Source organism: Pandoraea sp. NPDC087047, from assembly GCF_044745225.1.
GTDB lineage: Bacteria > Pseudomonadota > Gammaproteobacteria > Burkholderiales > Burkholderiaceae > Pandoraea.
In genome coordinates this window covers 1-23,213 of the sequence record NZ_JBIUZU010000010.1, presented here as the reverse complement: position 1 = coordinate 23,213, position 23,213 = coordinate 1, and the positions used below count along the sequence as shown (strand labels likewise).

Annotated in this window: 35 protein-coding genes and 1 pseudogene; 2 read left to right on the top strand and 34 right to left on the bottom strand. The window is 59.8% G+C overall.

Going from position 1 to position 23,213, the window contains the following annotated elements; translation table 11 throughout:
- Positions 1–2: 2 nt before the first annotated feature.
- Together ACIPHM_RS19205 and ACIPHM_RS19200 are read right to left on the bottom strand one after the other, a co-directional pair.
- On the bottom strand, positions 3–2,138 hold the full coding sequence (locus ACIPHM_RS19205) for a cytochrome c biogenesis protein ResB (protein ID WP_400331571.1): 2,136 nt from the start codon (positions 2,136–2,138) through the stop codon (positions 3–5).
- Between the two features lie 184 nt (positions 2,139–2,322).
- A complete protein-coding gene (locus ACIPHM_RS19200; RefSeq protein WP_400331568.1) occupies positions 2,323–2,979 on the bottom strand; it encodes a c-type cytochrome in 657 nt (218 codons plus the stop codon).
- A gap of 297 nt (positions 2,980–3,276) precedes the next feature.
- On the opposite strand from ACIPHM_RS19200, the gene yihA reads away from it, so the two are divergent.
- Positions 3,277–3,945, top strand: a complete 669-nt coding sequence (gene yihA, locus ACIPHM_RS19195) for a ribosome biogenesis GTP-binding protein YihA/YsxC (RefSeq protein WP_400331565.1) — start codon at positions 3,277–3,279, stop codon at positions 3,943–3,945.
- A gap of 641 nt (positions 3,946–4,586) precedes the next feature.
- A complete protein-coding gene (gene hemB, locus ACIPHM_RS19190; RefSeq protein ID WP_400331563.1) occupies positions 4,587–5,585 on the top strand; it encodes a porphobilinogen synthase in 999 nt (332 codons plus the stop codon).
- A gap of 210 nt (positions 5,586–5,795) precedes the next feature.
- Here the strand turns inward: hemB and dsbD are convergent, their stop codons facing one another.
- The 32 genes and pseudogenes from dsbD to tuf form a co-directional block, all read right to left on the bottom strand.
- On the bottom strand, positions 5,796–7,724 hold the full coding sequence (gene dsbD / locus ACIPHM_RS19185; RefSeq protein ID WP_400331560.1) for a protein-disulfide reductase DsbD: 1,929 nt from the start codon (positions 7,722–7,724) through the stop codon (positions 5,796–5,798).
- A 55-nt stretch (positions 7,725–7,779) separates the two neighbouring features.
- Positions 7,780–8,112 carry a divalent-cation tolerance protein CutA gene (cutA, locus tag ACIPHM_RS19180; RefSeq protein ID WP_400332029.1) on the bottom strand — a complete coding sequence of 111 codons (333 nt, stop codon included), beginning with the start codon at positions 8,110–8,112 and terminating at the stop codon, positions 7,780–7,782.
- Positions 8,113–8,306: 194 nt separating this feature from the next.
- Positions 8,307–8,708: a 50S ribosomal protein L17 gene (gene rplQ / locus ACIPHM_RS19175; RefSeq protein WP_400331557.1), complete on the bottom strand. Its 402-nt coding sequence runs from the start codon at positions 8,706–8,708 to the stop codon at positions 8,307–8,309.
- A 155-nt stretch (positions 8,709–8,863) separates the two neighbouring features.
- Positions 8,864–9,841, bottom strand: coding sequence for a DNA-directed RNA polymerase subunit alpha (locus ACIPHM_RS19170; RefSeq protein WP_400331554.1), 978 nt, complete (start codon positions 9,839–9,841; stop codon positions 8,864–8,866).
- 105 nt (positions 9,842–9,946) lie between these two features.
- Positions 9,947–10,570 (bottom strand): 30S ribosomal protein S4, encoded by a 624-nt coding sequence (rpsD, locus tag ACIPHM_RS19165; protein WP_400331551.1) that lies wholly within the window; start codon positions 10,568–10,570, stop codon positions 9,947–9,949.
- A 152-nt stretch (positions 10,571–10,722) separates the two neighbouring features.
- Positions 10,723–11,127 carry a 30S ribosomal protein S11 gene (gene rpsK, locus ACIPHM_RS19160; RefSeq protein ID WP_400331548.1) on the bottom strand — a complete coding sequence of 135 codons (405 nt, stop codon included), beginning with the start codon at positions 11,125–11,127 and terminating at the stop codon, positions 10,723–10,725.
- A 17-nt stretch (positions 11,128–11,144) separates the two neighbouring features.
- Complete coding sequence (gene rpsM, locus ACIPHM_RS19155; RefSeq protein ID WP_400331545.1) at positions 11,145–11,510, bottom strand: 30S ribosomal protein S13; 366 nt, start codon at positions 11,508–11,510, stop codon at positions 11,145–11,147.
- A gap of 35 nt (positions 11,511–11,545) precedes the next feature.
- The gene (gene rpmJ / locus ACIPHM_RS19150) at positions 11,546–11,662 is read right to left on the bottom strand and encodes a 50S ribosomal protein L36 (RefSeq protein ID WP_400331543.1); all 117 of its coding nucleotides are present in this window, start codon (positions 11,660–11,662) and stop codon (positions 11,546–11,548) included.
- Positions 11,663–11,681: 19 nt separating this feature from the next.
- Positions 11,682–11,900, bottom strand: a complete 219-nt coding sequence (gene infA / locus ACIPHM_RS19145; protein WP_010804116.1) for a translation initiation factor IF-1 — start codon at positions 11,898–11,900, stop codon at positions 11,682–11,684.
- 9 nt (positions 11,901–11,909) lie between these two features.
- The gene (gene secY, locus ACIPHM_RS19140) at positions 11,910–13,247 is read right to left on the bottom strand and encodes a preprotein translocase subunit SecY (protein WP_010804117.1); all 1,338 of its coding nucleotides are present in this window, start codon (positions 13,245–13,247) and stop codon (positions 11,910–11,912) included.
- Between the two features lie 23 nt (positions 13,248–13,270).
- Positions 13,271–13,705 (bottom strand): 50S ribosomal protein L15, encoded by a 435-nt coding sequence (rplO, locus tag ACIPHM_RS19135; RefSeq protein WP_039393709.1) that lies wholly within the window; start codon positions 13,703–13,705, stop codon positions 13,271–13,273.
- 11 nt (positions 13,706–13,716) lie between these two features.
- The gene (gene rpmD, locus ACIPHM_RS19130; RefSeq protein WP_010804119.1) at positions 13,717–13,899 is read right to left on the bottom strand and encodes a 50S ribosomal protein L30; all 183 of its coding nucleotides are present in this window, start codon (positions 13,897–13,899) and stop codon (positions 13,717–13,719) included.
- Positions 13,900–13,910: 11 nt separating this feature from the next.
- The gene (rpsE, locus tag ACIPHM_RS19125) at positions 13,911–14,429 is read right to left on the bottom strand and encodes a 30S ribosomal protein S5 (protein ID WP_039393711.1); all 519 of its coding nucleotides are present in this window, start codon (positions 14,427–14,429) and stop codon (positions 13,911–13,913) included.
- 13 nt (positions 14,430–14,442) lie between these two features.
- On the bottom strand, positions 14,443–14,808 hold the full coding sequence (gene rplR, locus ACIPHM_RS19120; protein ID WP_010804121.1) for a 50S ribosomal protein L18: 366 nt from the start codon (positions 14,806–14,808) through the stop codon (positions 14,443–14,445).
- 11 nt (positions 14,809–14,819) lie between these two features.
- Positions 14,820–15,353 (bottom strand): 50S ribosomal protein L6, encoded by a 534-nt coding sequence (gene rplF, locus ACIPHM_RS19115; protein WP_400331536.1) that lies wholly within the window; start codon positions 15,351–15,353, stop codon positions 14,820–14,822.
- Positions 15,354–15,369: 16 nt separating this feature from the next.
- Positions 15,370–15,765: a 30S ribosomal protein S8 gene (gene rpsH, locus ACIPHM_RS19110; protein ID WP_400331534.1), complete on the bottom strand. Its 396-nt coding sequence runs from the start codon at positions 15,763–15,765 to the stop codon at positions 15,370–15,372.
- A 13-nt stretch (positions 15,766–15,778) separates the two neighbouring features.
- Positions 15,779–16,084: a 30S ribosomal protein S14 gene (gene rpsN, locus ACIPHM_RS19105; protein WP_400331531.1), complete on the bottom strand. Its 306-nt coding sequence runs from the start codon at positions 16,082–16,084 to the stop codon at positions 15,779–15,781.
- A gap of 7 nt (positions 16,085–16,091) precedes the next feature.
- Positions 16,092–16,631, bottom strand: coding sequence for a 50S ribosomal protein L5 (gene rplE / locus ACIPHM_RS19100; protein WP_023593829.1), 540 nt, complete (start codon positions 16,629–16,631; stop codon positions 16,092–16,094).
- 19 nt (positions 16,632–16,650) lie between these two features.
- Positions 16,651–16,959, bottom strand: coding sequence for a 50S ribosomal protein L24 (rplX, locus tag ACIPHM_RS19095; protein ID WP_400331528.1), 309 nt, complete (start codon positions 16,957–16,959; stop codon positions 16,651–16,653).
- Positions 16,960–16,970: 11 nt separating this feature from the next.
- Complete coding sequence (gene rplN, locus ACIPHM_RS19090; protein WP_010804127.1) at positions 16,971–17,339, bottom strand: 50S ribosomal protein L14; 369 nt, start codon at positions 17,337–17,339, stop codon at positions 16,971–16,973.
- A 265-nt stretch (positions 17,340–17,604) separates the two neighbouring features.
- Positions 17,605–17,877: a 30S ribosomal protein S17 gene (rpsQ, locus tag ACIPHM_RS19085; RefSeq protein ID WP_400331525.1), complete on the bottom strand. Its 273-nt coding sequence runs from the start codon at positions 17,875–17,877 to the stop codon at positions 17,605–17,607.
- On the bottom strand, positions 17,874–18,068 hold the full coding sequence (rpmC, locus tag ACIPHM_RS19080; protein WP_010804129.1) for a 50S ribosomal protein L29: 195 nt from the start codon (positions 18,066–18,068) through the stop codon (positions 17,874–17,876). The genes rpsQ and rpmC overlap by 4 nt, the downstream gene beginning before the upstream one ends.
- 14 nt (positions 18,069–18,082) lie before the next feature.
- Positions 18,083–18,499, bottom strand: a complete 417-nt coding sequence (rplP, locus tag ACIPHM_RS19075; RefSeq protein WP_010804130.1) for a 50S ribosomal protein L16 — start codon at positions 18,497–18,499, stop codon at positions 18,083–18,085.
- A 2-nt stretch (positions 18,500–18,501) separates the two neighbouring features.
- Positions 18,502–19,305, bottom strand: a complete 804-nt coding sequence (gene rpsC / locus ACIPHM_RS19070; RefSeq protein ID WP_400331521.1) for a 30S ribosomal protein S3 — start codon at positions 19,303–19,305, stop codon at positions 18,502–18,504.
- A gap of 9 nt (positions 19,306–19,314) precedes the next feature.
- Complete coding sequence (gene rplV / locus ACIPHM_RS19065) at positions 19,315–19,644, bottom strand: 50S ribosomal protein L22 (protein ID WP_400331518.1); 330 nt, start codon at positions 19,642–19,644, stop codon at positions 19,315–19,317.
- Between the two features lie 10 nt (positions 19,645–19,654).
- The gene (gene rpsS, locus ACIPHM_RS19060; protein ID WP_010804133.1) at positions 19,655–19,930 is read right to left on the bottom strand and encodes a 30S ribosomal protein S19; all 276 of its coding nucleotides are present in this window, start codon (positions 19,928–19,930) and stop codon (positions 19,655–19,657) included.
- 13 nt (positions 19,931–19,943) lie between these two features.
- Positions 19,944–20,771, bottom strand: coding sequence for a 50S ribosomal protein L2 (gene rplB / locus ACIPHM_RS19055; RefSeq protein WP_039393727.1), 828 nt, complete (start codon positions 20,769–20,771; stop codon positions 19,944–19,946).
- 2 nt (positions 20,772–20,773) lie between these two features.
- Positions 20,774–21,088, bottom strand: a complete 315-nt coding sequence (rplW, locus tag ACIPHM_RS19050; RefSeq protein WP_400331515.1) for a 50S ribosomal protein L23 — start codon at positions 21,086–21,088, stop codon at positions 20,774–20,776.
- Positions 21,085–21,705: a 50S ribosomal protein L4 gene (rplD, locus tag ACIPHM_RS19045; RefSeq protein WP_010804136.1), complete on the bottom strand. Its 621-nt coding sequence runs from the start codon at positions 21,703–21,705 to the stop codon at positions 21,085–21,087. Before rplD ends, rplW begins: the two co-directional genes overlap by 4 nt.
- Positions 21,706–21,707: 2 nt before the next feature.
- Positions 21,708–22,364, bottom strand: a complete 657-nt coding sequence (gene rplC / locus ACIPHM_RS19040; protein ID WP_400331510.1) for a 50S ribosomal protein L3 — start codon at positions 22,362–22,364, stop codon at positions 21,708–21,710.
- Positions 22,365–22,570: 206 nt separating this feature from the next.
- Complete coding sequence (gene rpsJ, locus ACIPHM_RS19035; RefSeq protein ID WP_010804138.1) at positions 22,571–22,882, bottom strand: 30S ribosomal protein S10; 312 nt, start codon at positions 22,880–22,882, stop codon at positions 22,571–22,573.
- Positions 22,883–23,000: 118 nt separating this feature from the next.
- Positions 23,001–23,213, bottom strand: a pseudogene (gene tuf, locus ACIPHM_RS19030) (elongation factor Tu); the annotation flags it as partial.

Here is a 23,213-nt window from a genome sequence, read left to right as displayed (position 1 = left end):
CTTCATCGTTTTGTGACGATCTCGTCCATCTCCGCCTTCGTACGGGCGAATTCCTTTTCGAAGTCCAGCGTGCGACGCGTGGTCGACACCGCCATCAACACCGAACTGCCACCCTCCGGCGTATCCTTGATCCACAGCCACAAACGCCGCTCGCGCACGTAGAACATCGAGAAGATGCCGAGCACCAGCAGCAAGCTGCCAAGATACACGATCTTTTTGCCCGGCGAGCGCGTGAGCTGGAAGACGCTGGCCTGGATCTGCTCGAACGAGTCGAGTTGCAGGAAGACCGGGGCGTCGTACAGGAAATTGTCGGACAGCGCGTTGGTGGCCGTATGCACGAAGCGCTCGCTCTCGGGCGTGGGCTCGATGGCCGGTTGTCCGGCCTGCTCGCGTGCGACCTGCCAGAGTTGCCAGATGGTGCCGTCCAGAATGCGACGGAACATGTCCGCCGCGCTCGACTGCTGATCCTGTGGCACCTTCTCGTTCACGAACTCGGCAATTGCCTGCAAGCCGCCAGTCGCATGGCCGGTTTTGCTCGCCGGAATCGCGCCGGCAAACAGATCCAGCTCGCGCTTGGCGCTCTCCTGCAATTGGCCGCGCAGTTCAGCCGACGTTTGCGACGGCAGCGATTGTGCGGCGAACCGGCGGGCAGCCTCGACGCGCGCACCGTCGTCCTGAAGCGCCGCGCGCAGCAGCATCCATTGCTTGACGGAGCCGTCTGCATCCGCCGGAATGCGCAAGTACTGGAAGGGACCGTCCGGCGTGTCGCGCACACCAGTCATGAAGACACGCTCGCCGTCCTCCACCAGAATCGGCAGCATGTAGTTGCGGTACTCCTTCGCCTGTCCGCTGCGGTCTCGCACCTTGTATTGCACCGACGGGCCGACGTTGCGCAGATCCTTGCTCAGATCGGTGCGGGCGCCCGAGCCCAGTTGTGCGCTCAGGTCGTCGCGCAACGACTTGCGAGCGACACCGCGCACATCGCGCTCGCCGCCGCCATTGCTGATGTTCTCGACGTTGATAGCGCGAAAGTCGCTGAACTCGACGGTGTATTCGTCCTTGCCGGCCGCGCCACCGCGCAGTTGCGTCGACCCGCCGATGTCGCCCGAGAAGGCAAACGTCCGGTCCGTCGCGCCGCGCATGGGGTAGCCGGTCAGCTTCAGCTTGCTGCCGCCGTCCTCGAAGCTCGACTGATAGATCGCCACGCCCTTGTAGATGAACGGCTCGTTGACCTTCACCGTTGCGCTCATCGTCTTGCCGGTTTCGGGGTCGGTGACCACGATATCGCTCGCGAACAGCTTCGGCATGCCCGTCGAGTAGTAGTCGACGTGGAATTTCTTCAGCTCGATGGCGAACGGCAGATCCTGCACGACCGAGCCGTCCTGAAAATTCAGAATTGCCGTGGTCGATTTGCCACCTTCGGGCACGAATGCGTAACCGCGGAATGCGGGATTGTTCGGCGAGAGCCGGTGCGTTTCCGGAATCTGCGCAATTACGGCGTTGCCTTGCAGCGGTGATTTGCCGAACAGCGCCATCTGGACACGGATCAGCAAGTCGCTGTCGACCAGCCCGCCCAGGCAGATGATCACGATGGCGCTGTGCGCGAAGATATAGCCGATCTTGTTGATGGCCCCAATCTTGGCGGCCACAAGCGTCGCCCCCTCGCGCTCGCGCACGACGAAGCGGTAGCCCCGGTGTCCGAGATAGCCACCCAGACGCCCGATCAGGTCGGCACGGGACGTCGGCCCGGTGAACTCCGCCTTGTGACCGAAGGCACGCAGACTGCCTTCACGCACGTGATCGCGCCAGCTCCGGATGTCCGCGATCATCTTCGGCGCATTGCGCACGATGCACAGCGTTGTCGACGCCATCAGGAAGAAGAGGATCAACAGGAACCACCACGAGCTGTACACGGTGTACAGGCCGAGCGAGCGGAAGACGTCGGCCCAGAACGGACCGAACTGATTGACGTAGTTAGGGTAGGGGTCGCCCTGCTTGAGCACGGTGCCGATAATGCTGGCAATCGCGAGCACGGTGAGCAGGCTGATGGCGAAGCGCATCGAGCTGACGAGCTCGACGCCGTCGCGCACCCATCGTTGCGCGCCCTTGATCTGCATTCCCGAGGTACTGATGCTCATCCTGTTTCCGACAACAAAAAAGGGCGGCGACGCGTTTCTCACGCGCCCGCCACCCTGTGTATGCTAAACCAGTTCGATCCGCTCGCTCTGCGGCGCCGCGGCTGGTTTCGTTATAAGTCAGCGAATATACCCTGACGTTCACATGGTGTCAGGGCAGGGCTCCCGATCATCGCCATTGATGTGATCAACGCAGACCGGCGATGTAATCCGCGACCGCCTTGATTTCCTTGTCCGACAAACGCCCCCCGATCGTATGCATCGGTGCGTTGTTGCCGCGCGTTTCGTCGCGGAACGCCACGAGTTGGGCAGCGGTGTATTCCGCCCACTGACCGGACAGACGCGGGTATTCCGACGGCATGCCGGCACCGGTTGGGCCGTGGCACGAGGCGCAGGCCGGCACGCCCTTCTCCGCGATCCCGCCACGATAGATCTTTTCGCCCAGCGGCACGGTGTCCTTGTTGCGCGCGACGCCCGGCTTGGCCGTCTGCGACGCGAAGTAGGCGGACACGTTGCGCATGTCCTGATCGGACAGTGCGGCGACCATGCCAGCCATGATGGGATTGTTACGTGCGGGTGTTTTGCCGGGCTGCGCCTTGAAATCGACGAGCTGCTTGTAGAGATATTCGGAATGCTGACCGGCGAGCTTCGGATAAGCCCCACCGGTGCTGTTGCCGTCTGCGGCGTGGCAGGCAGCGCATACCTGACTGGCGATGGCCTGTCCCCGGGCCAGGTCGGGTTTGGCGGGCGTCTGAGGCTCGGCGGCCTGTCCTGCGCCACTCAGAAGAAAGCATGCCAGCGCCAACGGTGTTGCAGCGAGAGACTTCCACACTCCTCGGTTCATTCGCACACCTTATATCTGTTTTGTCGGGAAATCGGTCGTTCGAACTCACCGTCCGACGCCGTGTTTCTCCTCCAACCTCACGGCGCGCGAGACGTTCGGGCAAGCCCTGGCAAGGCCAAGGTTAACTTTCATATTGTACAATAAAGACTTTCCCCGGCTTTAGGGGATTTCCATGTAGAAGGCCGCAGAACGGGGCTTCCCGGCCTGTCGCCGGTGAGCGTCAAACCCACCGTCTTGCGTGCCTCCGCCCGCGTTGTGGCCCGATTCCCGTGGCTGCGGCGCTCCCCGGTTTCCGTCATGTCCCTACTTCATCAAGCCCGCTTCTTTACGACCGTCAATCATCTGCGCGACCTGCCGCCAACGGCCGTGCCCGAGGTCGCCTTCGCGGGCCGCTCGAACGCGGGCAAGTCCAGCGCGCTCAACATCCTGTGCAACCAGAAGCGGCTGGCTTTCTCGAGCAAGACGCCGGGTCGCACGCAGCACATCAACTATTTCGAGATCGCTCACCTCGAGCACCTGTACGGCTATCTCGTCGACCTGCCCGGCTACGGCTATGCCGAGGTCGGTGGCGGCGTGAAGGTCCACTGGCAGCAACTCCTCGGTGACTATCTGGTGCAGCGTCCGCAATTGCGCGGCCTGGTGCTGGTGATGGACTCGCGCCGGCCGTTCACGGATCTCGATTGCGAACTGATCGACTGGTTCTTGCCGACCGGACGCCCCATCCATGCCCTGCTGACCAAGGCTGACAAGCTCACGCGCCAGGAATCCACCAACGTGCTGCGCGACACGCAAACGCGCCTGTCCGCGTTGCCACGTACCGACGGACTGTCGTCCAACGATCCCGAAACACCGCCGCAATTCACGGCACAACTGTTCTCGTCCCTCAAGCGCACCGGCGTCGACGCCGCCCAGCGCGTGCTCGAAGACTGGCTCGCCATTCCGGCACGCGACGCCAACAAGAAATGAGCGTCGCCCCGTCGCGCGATCTGTGCAGGCGATATTTGCCCGGTCATGGCAAGCGTGGCGATGGTGTAGGGCGAAGGATGAACGGCGAATGGTGATGGCGCGTTTTAAACGCACCCGATCTGCTCGTCAGCTTTTCGCGATAGACGGCGCGCCCGGGTAGGCCAAGGAGCGCGCGAGCGCGACAAATCGTCGCGGCGAGCCTAGCCGCATTTCATCGTCTTGGCGAGAATGCGGCAGGCGCCAGAGGTCGGATATCGCCCCATCGGCCGAATGGATGATGCCCCCTCGAACCGGCCGGAAAACGGGGCAATCCGGGATGTTGCAGGGATGTTCCGCAACGATTCGAGCGCGCATAAAAAAACCGCCGTGTAGGCACGGCGGGTTTAAATAAGCCTTATCGTAGAACGACAGGCGCCCGCTCAGGGAGGAGAAGCGGGGGACGTCGCACGCAGTGCGAACATCCGGTTGGTATGATATACCATGCGTTCGAAAGTTTCCCGGCAAGCCCCCTTTTTTGCGCGCCTTCCCTCTTACGGAATCGTTGAGCGAACCGCAACGACACCACCGTTTTCGGGACGCGTCCCGACGTCCGATCCATGGGAATTTTCGACGCGCCATTCTTCGTCCAAAGGACCGATCGCATGAGTTCCTACCCCCTGCTTCGTCCGCGCCGCATGCGACGCGATGACTTCTCGCGCCGTCTGATGCGCGAAAACCACCTGACTTGCGACGACCTCATCTATCCGGTGTTCGTGCTCGAAGGTGAGAAACGCCGCGAGGCCGTGGATTCGATGCCCGGCGTCGAGCGCGTCTCCGTCGACGAATTGCTGCGTGTGGCCGACACGTGCGTCACGCTCGGCGTTCCGGTCATCTCGCTGTTCCCGAACATCGAAGCGTCGCTCAAGACACCCGACGGTATCGAAGCGGCCAACCCCGAAGGCCTGATCCCGCGCGCCGTACGCGAACTCAAGCGCAATTTTCCGGATCTCGGCGTGCTCACCGATGTCGCACTCGACCCGTACACGAGCCACGGCCAGGACGGCGTGCTCGACGAGAACGGCTACGTCATCAACGATGTGACGACACGTCTGCTCGTGCAGCAAGCGCTCACGCAAGCGCAAGCCGGCGTGGACATCGTGGCGCCGTCCGACATGATGGATGGCCGCATCGGCGCCATTCGCGAAGCGCTTGAAGCCGGTGGTCATATCCACACGCGCATCATGGCCTACGCCGCCAAGTACGCATCCGCCTTCTACGGCCCGTTCCGCGATGCCGTCGGCTCGGCAGCAAACTTGGGCAAGAGCAACAAGATGACGTACCAGATGGACCCGGCCAACTCGGACGAAGCGCTGCGCGAAGTCGCGCTCGACATCGAAGAGGGCGCGGACATGGTGATGGTCAAGCCGGGCATGCCGTATCTGGACATCGTGCGTCGCGTGAAGGACGAGTTCCGTTTCCCCACCTACGCCTATCAGGTGAGCGGCGAATACGCGATGCTCAAGGCCGCGGCCCAAAATGGCTGGCTCGATCACGACAAGGTCATGATGGAATCGCTGCTCGCATTCAAACGCGCAGGCGCCGACGGCATCCTCACATACTTTGCGCTCGACGCAGCGCGCCTGATCCGCGCACAAGCCTGAGCAAGACGCGAACGATGCAAGTTGCCAGCGCAAGCCGCTAATTGCCTGGCTTTCGTGCGCAAGACGTCGTGCATCTGAAAACGGCCAACCCGGTCTTGGGTTGGCCGTTTTTCGTTAGCGACTCGTGGCTGAATCAGGCAGCGCGCTTTGACACGTCAAACGGTCTGCCGGCGCGGCTAGACGTCAGGAACGCCCATAACGCCGGCCCGCTCAGGCAGCCGATCCGAATGCCTTTTCGAGGCTGCGCAGGAACTGGTCTGCCGACTGTGCGCCGATCACTCGCGTGCCCGCGACCTCTTTTCCACTGCCGTCGAAGAAGATGATCCCCGGTGGGCCGAACAATCCGAAGCGCTTGAGCAAAGCCTGATCGTCGGCATTGTTGGCCGTAACGTCGGCCTGCACCAGCACCATCCGATCAAGACGCGCTTTCACTCGCGGATCGGTAAAGACGAAGCGCTCCATCTCCTTGCAACTGATGCACCAGTCAGCATAGAAATCGAACATCACTGGACGGCCCGCCGTTGCCACCACTTGATCGAGCTCCGCAACGCTGCGCACACGCTGGAAACTGACGCCCCCTGCCACCGGCGCACCGGCGTTGGCATTTCCGGAAGCCGTCGTCGACAGCCCGGCCAGCGGCGCCAGCGGATCTCGCGCACCTGCTGCGGCACCGACGAGCGCCACGCCACCCAGTAGCGCGACAGCCACACCAAGGCCCTTGAGGAGGCGTCGTGCACCGCTCACCCCATCGGGCAGGCTATCGAACACGCGCATGAACGTTGCCGCGACCAGCAGGAGAACGCCCCAACCGAGCAGCAACACGGGGGTGTCCAACAGCGGGCGAACAATCCACAGCGCGACACCGAGGAGCAGGAAGCCGAAGAAACGCTTCACACCGTCCATCCATGCACCTGCACGGGGAAGTAACGTGCCACCACCTCCGGCAAGAATCACGAGCGGCAGACCCATGCCCAACGACAGGGCGAAGAGTGTCGCACCACCAAAGACGGCATCACCGGTCTTGGCGATGAAAGCGAGCGCGGCCGCCAGCGGGGCAGTGACACAGGGGCTAACGATCAGCCCCGACAACACCCCCATCATCGCCGCGCCGACCCATTGCCCGGACTTCTGCTTACGTGCCGCGTCATCGATCCGATCACGCAATCGGGAAGGCAGCTGGATCTCGTACATGCCGAACATCGACAGCGACAGAATCACCATCAACAACGCAAACAAGACAAGCACCCATGGCGCCTGCAAGAAGGCGATCAGCCCTTGCCCAAGCAAACCGGCAGCCACACCAATGACGGTGTTCACGATCGCCATACCGAGGACATAGGCGATAGCCAGACGCACCGCCTTGCCCCGGCTAGCCTCTTGTCCCGCAACGATCGACAGGAGAATCGGTACCATCGGCAGGACGCACGGCGTAAACGCCAGCCCCACACCAAGCACGAAGAAGATCCCCAGCGCCAGCGCGAAGCTTCCGCCCGACAGAATGCGTTCCGCTTCGCTATAGTCCTCGCGGGCCGAGAGCCAGCCGCCACCCGCCGCATTGCCGGGCTGTGTAGCCGGCGCCGCAGCCGCCGGGGAACCACCCGCCGCTGCGCCGCCACCGAGCAACGCCTGAGTCGCTGGCCCCGGCGACTGGGCTGCACTCAAGCTGCTGCCGCTGGAACTGCTGGCTCCGCCGGCTGCCGATGCAGAAATCTTCAGCGGCTTATCCATCGGCGGATAGCACAGGCCTTTGTCCGCGCATCCCTGCATCGTGACGTTCAGAGTGAACGGGCCGCTCGCCTGAGTGACGGGAATACGCACGTCGATAGGCTCGTGGTACACCTCCATATCCTTGCCGAAGGTCTCGTCGTGCTTGACCTCGCCCTTGGGAAATTCCGGCGTACCAAGCGTGACGGCAGGATTGTCGGCGGCGAACGCAAAGCGCTCGCGATACAGGTAATAGCCTTTGGCGACTTCGAAATGCAGCAACACCGCGCCGGGCTGCTCCGTCTTCGACACCTTGAAGGCAACGTCCGGATCGAGGAAGTCGTCCGCGGCATGAGCGCGCCCAGCGCCCAGCACAAGCAGGGGCACGATAACGAATAGCGCGAACCACCAGAGCCGCAAGACTCGGCGCCCCATGGAAACATCCCTTCCACTAGCGCGACCGACCACTGGCGCGACCATCGTGTTCACGTCAAACATGTAACTCCCCTCGCGTCTCACCCTCAACCCAACGCGCATAAGCAGGCAATGCCGTGGTGGCCGGCCATGCGACGATTTCCGGTACGTCATAAGGATGATGTTCTTTGATGTACTGCTCCAGCGCGCTGTATCGTGCGGCAGTGGTCTTGATCATGAGCGGCACTTCCACACTCGTTTCACGCGTACCTTGCCAGCGATAGCTCGACCGCACTGGGGGCATTTGCTGCACGCACGCCGCCAATCGTTCTGTCAGCATGCCGTCGATGGCGGCTTCGGCGCTGGCCTCGTCGGGAAACGTCGTCATGACGATAAGAAGGGCATCCATGATGTGCGGTAAATCGTTCAAGCGTAAGGATTGCTCACTGTACACCGACACCACGAAACATGTGCGTGTGAGCGGCGATTTCCGGACAGCTCCGATCCGTGTTCGGACAACACCTTAAGACGAAAAAAAGCCAGGTCAACGACCTGGCTTCTTTCTACGGCTGACGGCCTTGAAAAGACCGTGACGCGAATCGCTTACTCAGCGACTTCCGGCACTTCCGGCACTTCCGTATCGACTTCCGGACGATCCAGCAGTTCGACGAAAGCCATCGGTGCGTTATCGCCCACGCGGAAACCCATCTTCAGGATACGCAGGTAGCCGCCCGGACGGTTGGCAAAACGCGGGCCGAGTTCGTTGAACAGCTTGGTGACCATTTCGCGGTCGCGCAGGCGATTGAACGCCAGACGACGGTTAGCAACGGAGTCCTTCTTGCTGAGCGTGATGAGGGGCTCGACGACCTTACGCAGTTCCTTGGCCTTCGGCAGCGTGGTCTTGATGGCTTCGTGCTGGAGCAACGAGTTCGACATGTTACGCAGCATTGCCAGACGGTGGCTGCTGGTACGGTTCAGTTTACGCAGACCATGACGGTGACGCATTTCAACTTTCCTTTAAACAGAGTTTTCGACCAAGCTCTTCTATCGGTGATGAACACCGCGGGCCGGTACCTTCGCAATCGGCCGTTTCGGAACATTCCGACGCGCCGCACTGACGTAGCAGCACGGCCGCCCGAGGGCGGCCATGTCGTTACACTTTACTTCTCGAGACTAGCCGGCGGCCAGTTTTCGAGCTTCATGCCGAGCGTGAGACCCCGCGAGGCAAGCACTTCCTTGATCTCGTTGAGCGACTTGCGACCCAGGTTCGGGGTCTTGAGCAATTCGTTCTCGGTACGCTGAATCAGGTCGCCGATGTAGTAGATGTTTTCGGCCTTCAGGCAGTTGGCCGAACGCACCGTCAACTCGAGATCGTCCACCGGACGCAGCAGGAGCGGATCGATCTGCGGCGCACGCATCGGCGCTTGGCTGACCGCTTCCGTGCCTTCCAGCGCAGCGAACACCGACAACTGGTCGACGAGGATGCGAGCCGATTGACGGATCGCTTCTTCCGGCGACACCACGCCGTTGGTTTCGATGTTCATCACGAGCTTGTCCAGGTCCGTGCGCTGTTCCACGCGGGCCGACTCGACCGCATAGCTCACACGACGGACCGGCGAGAACGATGCGTCGAGGACGATACGGCCGATAACCTTGGCCGACTCGTCGCCATAACGGCGCACGTTACCCGGGACATAACCACGACCCTTTTCAACCTTCAGTTGGACGTCGAGCTTGCCGCCCTTGGCCAAATGCGCGATCACGTGATCGGGGTTGATCAGTTCCACATCATGCGGCACTTCGATATCCGAAGCGCGCACCACACCTTCACCATCCTTGCGCAGCGTAACGGTGACTTCGTCACGGTTATGCAGCTTGAACACGACACCCTTGAGGTTTAACAGGAGGTTGACGACATCTTCCTGGACACCGTCAATCGTGTCGTACTCATGCACAACGCCGGAGATTGTCGCTTCGGTCGGCGCATAGCCCACCATCGACGACAACAGCACGCGGCGAAGCGCGTTGCCCAAGGTGTGGCCGTAGCCACGTTCGAACGGCTCCATCACGACTTTGGCGTGATGCTCACCGACCGGCTCAACCGCAATAATCTTGGGCTTCAACAAACTGGTTTGCATAGGTTTCCTTTTCAATACCCTCGGCTCGTTACACCGATAAGGCTGATGGGTGACAACCTGCACGGAACGCAAAACGCGCCGAGAGGCGCGTCAGCATCATACGGATTAACGCGAATACAATTCGACGATCAGGCTTTCGTTGATGTCGCCCGCGATATCGCTACGTTCCGGCAGTGCCTTGAAAGTGCCTTCCATCTTCTTGGCGTCAACCGCAACCCAGATCGGGAAACCGACTTGCTCAGCCAGCGTCAGTGATTCGACGATACGCACTTGCTTCTTGGCCTTTTCACGCACGGTGATCACGTCACCCGGCTTGACCTTGATCGACGGGATGTTCGAAACCACACCGTTCACCACAATTGCCTTGTGGCCGACCAACTGGCGCGCTTCAGCGCGCGTCGAGCCAAAGCCCATGCGGTACACGACGTTGTCCAGGCGCGACTCGAGCAGTTGCAGCAGGTTCTCACCCGTGTTGCCCTTGACGCGGTCGGCTTCCGCGAAATAACGACGGAACTGACGCTCAAGCACGCCGTAAATACGCTTGACCTTCTGCTTTTCGCGCAGCTGGTTGCCGTAGTCCGACGTACGAGCACCCGAGGTGCGGCCATGCTGACCCGGCTTGCTATCCAGCTTGCACTTGTCGGCGAGCGAGCGACGTGCGCTCTTCAGGAAGAGGTCAGTACCTTCACGACGGGAGAGTTTGGCCTTCGGGCCGATATAACGTGCCACGTTTGTTCCTTTATCTCAAAATTTGACGCAGCGAACTTTGTCCACTACGCAAGTCCGGCACCAATGTACCGGACGGTGGTCTTAAAAATTACTACGCGCACGGCCGAGGCCGTGCGCGAACCCGCGATTATAGCAGGATTTTCTTCAGCGTCTTAGATACGACGACGCTTCGGCGGGCGGCAGCCGTTGTGCGGGACCGGCGTCACGTCCGAGATGGCCGTGATCTTGATACCCAGTGCACTCAGCGCACGAACCGCGGATTCGCGACCCGGGCCCGGGCCCTTGATGCGAACTTCGAGGTTCTTCACGCCGTATTCCAGTGCCACGCGGCCAGCCGACTCAGCAGCAACCTGGGCAGCAAACGGGGTCGACTTACGCGAACCCTTGAAGCCCTGGCCACCCGACGTCGCCCATGCCAGCGCGTTGCCCTGACGATCGGTGATCGTGATGATGGTGTTGTTGAACGAAGCGTGGACGTGCACGACGCCTTCTGCAACGCTCTTCTTGACCTTCTTGCGAACGCGCTGCGAAGCGGCGTTGTTCTGTTGCTTAGCCATGAGTTCCTATCCTCTGGTTACTTCTTCAGCGAGACGCCGGCCTTACGCGGGCCCTTGCGGGTACGCGCATTGGTACGGGTGCGCTGACCGCGGAGCGGCAAGCCCTTGCGGTGACGCATACCACGATAGCAGCCCAGATCCATCAGGCGCTTGATGTTCATGGTCACTTCACGACGCAGGTCGCCTTCGACCGTCAGTTGACCGACGTGATCACGCAGCTTTTCGAGATCGGCGTCGTCGAGGTCCTTGACCTTCTTCGAGTACGCCACGCCGGCGGCATCGCAAATCTGGCGAGCGCGCGTGCGGCCGACACCGTAGATAGCCGTCAGGCCAATAGCGGTGTGCTGGTGGTTCGGGATGTTAACCCCTGCGATACGAGCCATTCGTAATTCCCCAACTAAATAGCGTTAAAGGCCGATTAGCCCTGACGTTGCTTGTGGCGCGGATCCGTACTGCAGATCACGCGCAGCACGCCTTTGCGCTTCACAAACTTGCAATTGCGGCAGATGCACTTAACAGATGCCAAAACTTTCATGACAATTCCCTCTCTCTAATCACTTCGCCCGGAAGACGATCCGCGCACGCGACAGATCGTAGGGCGTCAACTCTACCGTCACCTTATCTCCGGGAAGGATGCGGATGTAATGCATCCGCATCTTGCCGGAAATATGTCCGAGTACTACATGGCCATTTTCCAGCTTTACCCGGAAGGTGGCATTGGGGAGGTTTTCAAGGACCTCTCCCTGCATTTGAATAACGTCGTCTTTCGACATGATCCAGGATCAGCGAAGCGTCATGTTATTGCCGCCCTTGAAATTCGCCTTGCGGAGCAGCGACTCATATTGTTGCGACATCACATACGACTGCACTTGCGCCATGAAGTCCATTGTCACCACCACGATAATCAGCAGTGAGGTTCCACCGAAGTAGAACGGGACATTCCAACGCAACACCAGGAACTCCGGCAGCAAACACACCAAGGTGACGTAAGCTGCACCGGCCAGTGTAAGACGCGTCAGGATCTTGTCGATATAACGCGCGGTCTGGTCGCCCGGCCGGATACCCGGAACAAACGCTCCACTCTTCTTCAGGTTCTCGGCGGTCTCCTTGCTGTTAAACACCAGTGCGGTGTAGAAGAAGCAGAAGAACACGATCGCCAGTGCGTAGAGCATCACGTAGATCGGCTGACCCGGCGACAACTTCGCCGCAATATCCTTGAGCCAGCGCGCGTTATCACCTGCGCCGAACCAATTCGCGATCGTTGCCGGGAACAGGATGATCGACGATGCAAAGATCGGCGGAATCACGCCTGCCATATTCAGCTTGAGCGGCAGGTGCGAAGCCTGACCACCGTACACCTTGTTGCCGACCTGACGCTTCGCGTAGTTCACAAGGATCTTGCGCTGACCACGTTCGACGAACACGACGAAGAACGTCACGAGTACCACGAGGGCACAGATCACGATCGCCGAGAACGGACCGATCGAACCTGTACCGACGAGCTCGAACAAGCCACCCACAGCATTCGGCAAACCGGCCGCGATACCACCAAAGATGATGATCGAGATACCGTTACCGAGGCCGCGTTCGGTGATCTGCTCACCAAGCCACATCAGGAACATCGTGCCGGTCACGAGCGTGATCACCGTCGTCAGGCGGAACAACATGCCCGGATCGACGACGAGCCCTGGCTCGCTCTCCAACGTCACCGCGATTGCAGCTGCCTGGAAGAGCGCAAGCACCACCGTGAAATACCGGGTGTACTGCGTGATCTTGCGCTGTCCGGCCTGGCCTTCCTTACGCAACGCTTCCAATTGTGGCGAAACCATCGCCAGCAACTGCATGATGATCGACGCCGAAATGTACGGCATGATCCCCAGCGCGAAAATCGTGAAACGCGACAACGCACCGCCAGAGAACATGTTAAACATGCCCAGGATCCCGCCCGACTGGCGCTGGAACAACTGCGCCAGCTGATCGGGGTCGATGCCCGGCACCGGGATATGCGCACCAATACGGTAGACGATCAACGCCAGCAGCAGGAAAACCAGCCGCCGGCGCAGATCCGCATACTTCGGGCCCTGCGTGCCAGGCTTAGCGAGATTAGGAGACTTGGCCAATGCTGGCTCCGGGGTGTCCTAACTTACTCTGCGACCGAACCGCCAGCCGCCTGAATTGCCGTGAGCGCACCCTTGGTGACGCCCAGACCCTTCACAACGACCTTGCGGGTGATCTCGCCAGCGGCGATGATCTTGGCCGACAGCGACAGCTCGCTCACCAGACCGGCCTGCTTCAGAACCAACAGGTCGATTTCGTCGACCGGCAGGTTGTTCAGGTCCGACAGGCGAACTTCGCCCACGAAACGACGCGTCAGCGACTTGAAACCACGCTTCGGCAGACGACGTTGCAGCGGCATTTGACCGCCTTCGAAGCCCACCTTGTGGAAGCCGCCCGAACGCGACTTCTGACCCTTGTGACCACGGCCGGCGGTTTTACCCAGACCCGAACCGATGCCACGGCCAACGCGGCGCTTGGCGTGCTTGGCGCCTTCTGCCGGCTTAATCGAATTCAATTCCATTTTGCCCTCGCTCAGTCGACGATCTTCACAAGGTACGAGACCTTGTTGATCATGCCCCGCACAGCGGGCGTATCCTGCAACTCGCTGACCGAATTGAGGCGACGCAGGCCCAGACCCTTGACGGTCGCGCGATGTTCTTCACGCGTACCGATCAGGCTCTTGACCAGCTTAACTTTCACAGTTTGCTGCGACATATTGATCACCCTTAGCCGAGGATCTCTTCCACCGACTTGCCACGCTTAGCGGCGATGTCAGCAGGAGTCGATTGTTTCTTCAGGCCATCGAGCGTGGCGCGGACCAGGTTATACGGGTTCGTCGAGCCAAGGCTCTTGGTCACCACGTTGGTCACGCCCATCACCTCGAACACCGCGCGCATCGGGCCACCGGCGATCACGCCAGTACCGTCCTTAGCCGGCGACATCAGGACGCGCGAGGCGCCGTGCTGGCCGAGAACGTTGTGTTGAAGGGTGCCGTTCTTCAGAGCAACCTTGAACATATTGCGGCGGGCTTGTTCCATTGCCTTTTGAACGGCAACCGGGACTTCCTTCGCCTTGCCCTTGCCCATGCCGATGCGGCCATCGCCGTCACCAACCACGGTCAACGCGGCAAAACCGAGAATACGGCCACCCTTCACAACCTTCGTGACACGGTTGACCGCGATCATCTTCTCGCGAAGGCCGTCGTCGCGTTCGTCAGCCTGAACTTTCGCTTGCATCTTTGCCATGACGGATCCTTACTTAGAACTTGAGGCCGGCTTCACGGGCAGCGTCGGCCAGAGCCTTGACGCGACCGTGATAGCGGAAGCCCGAGCGGTCGAAAGCAACGCTTTCGATGCCGGCGGCCTTCGCCTTCTCGGCGATACGACGACCGATCAACGCAGCAGCGGCAGCGTTGCCACCCTTGCCTTCCTTGTCGCCCAGTTCCTTGCGCACTTCGGCTTCCAGCGTCGAAGCGCTGGCCAGCACTTGCGTGCCGTCTTCCGAAAAAACTTGCGCGTAAATGTGCACGTTGGTGCGATGCACGGAAAGGCGATGCACCTTCTGAGCTGCCAGCTTGATACGAGTCTGGCGAGCGCGGCGCACACGAGATTGTTTCTTGTCCATGTTTCGCACCCTTACTTCTTCTTGGTTTCCTTGAGGATCACCACCTCGTCCGCATAGCGGACGCCCTTACCCTTGTAGGGCTCGGGCGGACGGTAACCGCGAACTTCCGCAGCCACTTGTCCGATGCGTTGCTTATCAACGCCCTTGATGATGATCTCCGTCTGCGTCGGGGTTTCTGCCTTAACGCCTTCCGGCATGGCATGCACAACATCGTGCGAGAAACCCAGCTCGAGCTTCAGGTTGTTACCTTCAGCCTTGGCACGGTAACCCACGCCAACGAGTTGCAGCTTCCTTTCGAAACCCTTGCTCACGCCGGTCACCATATTGTTGACCAGCGCACGTTCCGTACCATACAGCGCATTCGCTTCGCGGCTTTCGTCAGCCGGGGCGAAGGTGATGGTGCCGTCTTCAATCTTGACGATCACGAGGGGGTTGATGCCGCGGGTCAGCGAACCCAGGGCGCCCTTGATCGTCAGCACATTGCCAGCCAGCGTTGCTTCAACACCCTTCGGCAGTGCAATGGGACTCTTACCTACTCGAGACATCTCAACTCTCCTCGGGTTAGGCCACGTAGCAGATGACTTCGCCGCCCACGCCAGTGGCGCGTGCCTTGCGATCCGTCATCACGCCCTTCGGGGTCGAGACGATTGCAACGCCGAGGCCATTCATGACCTGCGGGATGTCGTTGCGACTCTTGTACACACGCAGACCCGGGCGGGAAACGCGCTCGAGGCGCTCGATCACCGGACGGCCAGCGTAGTACTTCAGTGCGATGTTCAGCACCGGCTTGGTTTCTTCTGCTTCAACCGCGTAATCTTCGATGTAGCCTTCGTCCTTCAGGACCTTGGCGATCGAGATCTTCAGCTTGGACGAGGGCATCTTCACCGATGCCTTCTCAACCATCTGAGCGTTGCGGATGCGAGTCAGCATATCGGCGATAGGATCGCTCATGCTCATGGTGCTTCTCCTATTACCAGCTTGCTTTGGTCACGCCCGGGATTTCGCCACGGAAGGCGATTTCACGGATCTTGTTACGGGCCAGGCCGAATTTGCTGAAGGTACCGCGCGGACGACCGGTAATCTCGCAACGATTGCGTTGACGCGTCGGGTTGGCGTTGCGGGGCAGCTGTTGCAGCTCAAGGCGCGCAGCATAACGCTCGTCTTCCGACTTGCTGGTGTCTTCGATGGTCTTTTTGAGTTCAGCACGCTTGCCAGCGTACTTCGCTACCAGACGGGCGCGCTTCTTTTCGCGTTCGATAAGTGCCAGTTTAGCCACGATTACCTCAGTTACGGAACGGGAATTTGAACGCCGACAGAAGAGCCTTGGCTTCTTCGTCAGTCTTCGCAGTCGTCGTGATGCTGATATTCAGACCACGCAGTGCGTCGATTTTGTCGTACTCGATTTCGGGGAAGATAATCTGTTCCTTCACACCGATGTTGTAGTTGCCACGACCGTCGAACGCACGACCCGAAATACCACGGAAATCGCGCACGCGCGGCAGAGCCACGGTGATGAAGCGATCCAGGAATTCGAACATACGCTCACCGCGCAACGTCACCATCGTACCGATCGGGTAACCTTCGCGGATCTTAAAACCGGCGATAGCCTTGCGAGCCTTCGTCACCACCGGCTTTTGGCCGGCAATCTTCGTCAGGTCGCCAACGGCGTGCTCAATGATCTTCTTGTCAGCCACAGCTTGACCAAGGCCCATGTTCAGGGTGATCTTGGTGATGCGCGGCACTTCCATGACGGACTTGTAACCGAACTGCTTCGTGAGCTCGGCGACAATCTTGTCCTTATAGAATTCTTGCAAACGGGCCATTATCTATACTCCCTGCGACTTAGGCACCGACGACCGCACCGGTCGTCTTGAGGAAGCGGACCTTCTTGCCGTCTTCGACCTTGATGCCCACACGCGACGGCTTGCCATTGGCATCCACCAGCGCCACGTTCGAAACGTGAATCGGCATCGTCTTGTCGACCACGCCACCTAGCGTGCCCTTCGTCGGGTTCGGCTTGGCGTGCTTCTTGGCAACGTTCACGCCCTCGACGACCAGCTTGTCGCCATCAACAGCCAGGACCGTGCCACGCTTGGCCTTGTCCTTGCCCGTCAGAACGATGACTTGGTCACCCTTGCGAATCTTGTTCATGTGTCGGCTCCTTACAGCACTTCCGGGGCCAGCGACACGATCTTCATGAAGCGTTCGGTACGCAGTTCACGCGTAACCGGTCCGAAGATACGGGTGCCGATCGGCTCAAGCTTGGTGTTAAGCAGCACGGCGGCGTTGCCGTCGAATTTGACCAGCGAGCCGTCCTGGCGACGCACGCCCTTGGCGGTGCGCACGACCACTGCATTGTAGATTTCGCCCTTCTTGACGCGACCACGCGGGGCAGCATCCTTCACGCTGACCTTGATGATGTCGCCAATGCCGGCGTAGCGACGCTTGGAGCCGCCCAGCACCTTGATGCACATCACTTCGCGCGCACCGGTGTTGTCGGCCACTTCGAGCCGGGTTTCAGTTTGAATCATGGTGTTATCTTCCCAACTTAATCCGACACATACGCGTCGGTCAGTCTTGGTCCCCGTCAGCACCAAAGGGTGCCGTTTGGGTTGAGTCGTTCAAAAGTGGACAACCTTGCTACCTCGACCTGACTCGTAGAGGATACGAATCGGCTTCGGAAGCCATCCACTCCCTTGCGAAACCAAAGACCGGTTTTAGCGAAAGAAGCGGAAAGTCCGGAATTATACAATGATAATTCCGGACTTGCAAGTCAAGCCTTCGCTTCAGCGCGCCTTAGACGATACGGGCGGCTTCCACGAGACGGGCGACCGTCCAGGCCTTGGTCTTCGACAGCGGGCGGGATTCTTGAATCTCGACCATATCGCCTTCCTTGTACTGGTTGGCCTCATCGTGCGCGTGGTACTTCTTCGAACGCACGATGTACTTGCCGTAGAGCGGGTGCTTCATTTGGCGCTCGACCAGCACGGTAACCGTCTTGTCCATCTTGTCGCTGACAACCTTACCCACGAGGGTACGCTTCAGCGGAGTCTTAGCGGTATCGTTCATTTCTGGCTCGCCTTCTCAGTCAACACGGTACGCACACGCGCGATGTCCTTGCGCACCTTCTTCAGCTGGCTGGTGTTGCTCAGCTGTTGGGTGCCCGCTTGCATGCGAAGACCGAATTGGGCCTTCAACAGATCCGACAGTTCCTTGTTCAGGCCGTCGACATCCTTGGCACGAAGTTCGGATGCTTTCATTTCAAATTCTCCCTTCAGGCGCCAAGGCGACGTACGAAGAACGTCGTCTGAATCGGCAACTTGGCTGCAGCCAGGCGGAACGCCTCGCGCGCCAGCGCTTCATCCACACCGTCCATTTCGTACAGCATCTTGCCCGGTTGAATCTCGGCGACGTAGTACTCCGGGTTACCCTTACCGTTACCCATACGCACTTCTGCCGGCTTTTGCGAGATCGGCTTGTCCGGGAAGATACGGATCCAGATACGGCCACCGCGCTTGATGTGGCGAGTCATGGCACGACGAGCAGCTTCGATTTGACGAGCCGTCAGGCGACCACGACCGACCGCCTTCAGGCCGAATTCGCCGAACGACACTTCGTTGCCACGGGTGGCGACGCCAGTGTTACGGCCCTTCTGCTCTTTGCGATACTTTCTGCGTTTCGGTTGCAGCATGATTATTCTCCAGTCTTGGCGTCGCCTTCAGGCTTGCCAGCCGGGCGGCGAGCACCACCGCGCTTCGCGCCGGCCTTATCGCCAGCGTCGTCACGACGGGGGCGACGGTCGCCCGGACGCGCGTTGCGGCGCGGACGCTTTTCTTCGGCCGGCTCTTCAGCCACCGGAGCGTCGTTGCGGCCCAGCGTGTCACCCTTGTACACCCACACCTTGATACCGATGATGCCGTACGTCGTCTTCGCTTCCGAGGTTGCGTAGTCGATGTCAGCGCGCAGGGTGTGCAGGGGCACACGGCCTTCGCGGTACCACTCGGTACGGGCGATTTCGATACCGTTCAGACGGCCAGCGCTCATGATCTTGATGCCTTGGGCACCCAGACGCATCGCGTTCTGCATCGCGCGCTTCATTGCGCGACGGAACATGATACGGCGCTCAAGCTGCTGAGCGATCGAGTCGGCGATCAGCTGCGCATCGGTTTCCGGCTTGCGGATTTCCTCGATGTTCACGTGCACGGGCACGCCCATGCGCTTTTGCAACTCAGCCTTGAGGATTTCGATGTCCTCGCCCTTCTTGCCGATCACAACGCCCGGACGCGAGCTGAAAATCGTGATACGGGCATTCTTGGCCGGACGCTCGATGACCACGCGGCCAACCGAAGCGTTCTTCAGCTTCTTCTTCAGGTATTCGCGAACGCCGATATCTTCCTGCAGCATTTTCGCGAAATCCTGGTTGTTCGCGTACCAACGCGAAGACCAGTTACGACTGACAGCCAGACGGAAGCCAGTCGGATGAATTTTCTGTCCCATCGTGACCCCTTAGTTGCCCAGCGTCACAGTGATGTGACAGGTTTGCTTCTCGATGCGGTTACCACGGCCCTTAGCACGCGCGGTGAAACGCTTGAGGGAGGTCGCCTTGTCAACGAAGATGCCCTTAACGCGCAGCTTGTCGATGTCAGCACCTTCATTGTGCTCGGCGTTGGCGATTGCCGACTCGAGCACCTTCTTGATGATGACCGCGGCCTTCTTCGGCGAGAAGGTCAGAACATTGAGCGCACGCTCAAGCGGCAGGCCGCGAATCTGGTCAGCGACCAGACGCGTCTTCTGCGCCGAGATACGCGCACCGCGATGAATTGCTTTCACTTCCATGATCGGCCCCTTATTTCTTCGCCTTCTTGTCGGCCGCATGGCCCTTGAAGGTACGGGTGAGTGCGAACTCACCCAGCTTGTGGCCGACCATGTTTTCCGTCACGTACACCGGCACGTGTTGACGGCCATTGTGTACGGCGATCGTCAGGCCGATAAAATCGGGCAGGACGGTCGAACGACGCGACCAGGTCTTGATCGGCTTCTTGTCACGCGATGCAGCTGCCGCTTCCACTTTCTTCAGCAGATGAGCGTCGCAAAACGGACCTTTTTTAACAGAACGAGTCATTTGCTAGCTCCAATTAACGCTTCTTGCGACGCTGAACGATCATGCTGTCGGTGCGCTTGGTCGAGCGGGTACGCTTACCCTTGGTATGCTGACCCCACGGGCTGACCGGATGACGACCAGCAGCCGTACGACCTTCACCACCACCGTGCGGGTGATCCACCGGGTTCATCGCCACACCGCGAACGGTCGGGCGAATACCGCGCCAACGCTTCGCACCGGCCTTGCCGAGTTGGCGCAGGCTATGCTCTTCGTTACCGACTTCACCGATGGTGGCGCGGCACTCGATGTGCACGCGACGGACTTCACCCGAACGCAGACGCACTTGAGCGTACGTGCCTTCGCGAGCCAGCAGCATTGCCGACGTACCAGCGGCACGGGCGATTTGCGCGCCCTTACCCGGCAGCAGTTCGATGCCGTGGATCGTCGTACCGACCGGAATGTTACGGATCGGCAGTGCGTTGCCCGCCTTGATCGGCGCTTCCGAGCCGCTCACCACTTGCTGGCCGACGGTCATGCCCTTCGGTGCAAGGATGTAACGACGTTCGCCGTCGGCGTAGCACAGCAGAGCGATGTTTGCGCTGCGGTTCGGATCGTACTCAAGACGCTCGACCTTCGCCGTAATGCCGTCCTTGTTGCGACGGAAATCGACGATACGGTAGTGCTGCTTGTGACCGCCACCCATATGACGGGTGGTGATGTGACCGTTGTTGTTACGGCCAGCGGTCTTGCTCTTGGTATCGAGCAGCGGGGCGAACGGCTTGCCCTTATGCAGATCCTTGTTGACGACCTTGACCAGCGAACGGCGGCCCGGCGACGTCGGTTTCGTTTTGACGAGTGCCATGATTACTTGGCCTCCGCTTCAAAATTGATTTCCTGGCCCGGCTTCAAGCTCACGTAAGCCTTCTTCTCGTGGTCGCGACGACCCATGAAGCGGCCAAAGCGCTTTTGCTTGCCCTTACGGTTCAGGATTTGCACCGACTCGACTTCAACCTTGAAGAGAAGCTCAACTGCAGCCTTCACTTCTTGCTTGTTCGCGTCGCGTGCAACTTGGAACACCACTTGTTCATTCATGTCAGCCACCAGCGTCGCCTTCTCGGAGATCACCGGCGCGAGCAAGACCTGGTACAGACGATGGTCGTTTTTACGCACGTCGCTCATGACAGCATCTCCTCAATCTTGGCGATCGCGCCCTTCGTCAGCAGCACCTTCTTGAAGTAGATGAGCGACAGCGGGTCGGCGAAACGCGGCTCGGTGACGGCAACGTGAGCCAGATTGCGCGAGGCCAGGAACAGGTTCTCGTCCACGCTATCCGTGATCAGCAGCACCGACTCAAGACCCATGGCCTTGATCTTTTCAGCGAGCAGTTTGGTCTTCGGCGCATCAAGCTTGATGTCCTCGACCACCGACAGACGACCTTCACGGGCGAGCTGCGACAGAATCGAGCACACACCGGCGCGGTACATCTTCTTGTTGACCTTGTGGGTGAAGTTTTCTTCCGGCGAATTCGGGAAGATACGGCCACCGCCGCGCCACAGCGGGCTCGACGACATACCGGCACGAGCACGGCCCGTACCCTTCTGACGCCACGGCTTCTTGGTCGTGTGCTTGACCTGTTCACGGTCTTTCTGCGCACGGTTGCCGCTGCGGGCGTTGGCTTGGTAAGCCACCACAACCTGATGGATCAGCGCTTCGTTGTAGTCACGGCCGAACACGACGTCCGACGCGTTGACAGCAGCGCCTTCCTGACCTTGCTCATTCAGGAGCTTCAGTTCCATTGTTACGCTCCCTTCGCGAGTTTGGCCTTGACTGCCGTGGTCACGAAAACCTTACCTTCGTTAGCGCCCGGAACGGCACCCTTCACGAAGATCAGGCCACGTTCAGCGTCAATGCGCGCGATTTCGAGATTCTGCACCGTCGTGGTGACGTCACCCAGGTGACCCGTCATGCGCTTACCCGGGAAAACACGACCCGGATCCTGCGCCATACCGATCGAACCCGGCACGTTGTGCGAACGCGAGTTACCGTGCGATGCGCGGCCCGAAGCGAAGTTGTAGCGCTTGATGGTACCGGCGTAGCCCTTACCGATCGACACGCCTTGCACGTCGACCTTCTGGCCTACCTGGAACAGATCGACGCCAACCACTGCGCCCGGCTGCAGTTCAGCAGCTTTGGCAGCGTCAACGCGGAATTCCTTGAGGATTTCACCGGCTTCGACACCTGCTTTCGCGAAGTGACCGGCGGCGGCTTTAACCACGCGCGTGGCGCGGCGATTGCCGAAAGTGACTTGAACGGCGGTGTAGCCGTCCGTTTCATCCGTCTTGATTTGCGTCACACGGTTGTTAGACACGTCGAGCACGGTGACGGGAATCGAATCACCGTCGTCCGTGAAAATACGCGTCATGCCAACCTTGCGACCGACAAGGCCAAGGCTCATGATTTTCTCCATTCCCGACTGCGATTGGCCGGGGCTAAATGACAAAAGGATGGTCCACGGATGTGGGCCATCTTTTCAAAACTACACTTGAGCCCGCCATTATAGGCGGACTTTTATCGCTTGACAAGTGTTGCTAAATCACATAACAAAAGCCCCGCCGGGTTCAGCATTGGCGGGGCTTTCAAGAGCGAAATCGCTCGCAAGCTTTACTGCAGCTTGATCTCGACGTCGACGCCAGCCGGCAGGTCGAGCTTCATCAGCGCGTCAACCGTCTTGTCCGTCGGATCGACGATGTCCATCAGGCGCTGGTGCGTGCGGATTTCGAGCTGGTCGCGCGACGTCTTGTTGACGTGCGGCGAGCGCAGGATGTCGAAACGCTCGATGCGCGTCGGCAGGGGCACCGGGCCCTTGACGATTGCGCCGGTGCGCTTGGCGGTCTCAACGATTTCGGCGGCCGACTGATCGATCAGGCGGTAGTCGAAAGCCTTCAGGCGGATACGAATCTTTTGGTTCTGCATGGAAATTCTCCAAAGAGCATGGCAACCCTCGCTCGGGCGCCGGGTACATCACAAAGAGCAAATAGATTTTTGAGAAACGGGCACCGGCGAACCGGCACCCATTTCACCAGATCCGCAATTAGTCTTCGATCTTCGACACCACGCCGGCGCCGACGGTACGGCCACCTTCGCGGATTGCGAAGCGCAGACCTTCTTCCATGGCGATCGGCTGAATCAGGTTGACGCTGATCGAGACATTATCGCCAGGCATAACCATTTCCTTGTCGGCCGGCAGCGCGATCGAGCCCGTCACGTCCGTCGTACGGAAATAGAACTGCGGGCGGTAGTTGTT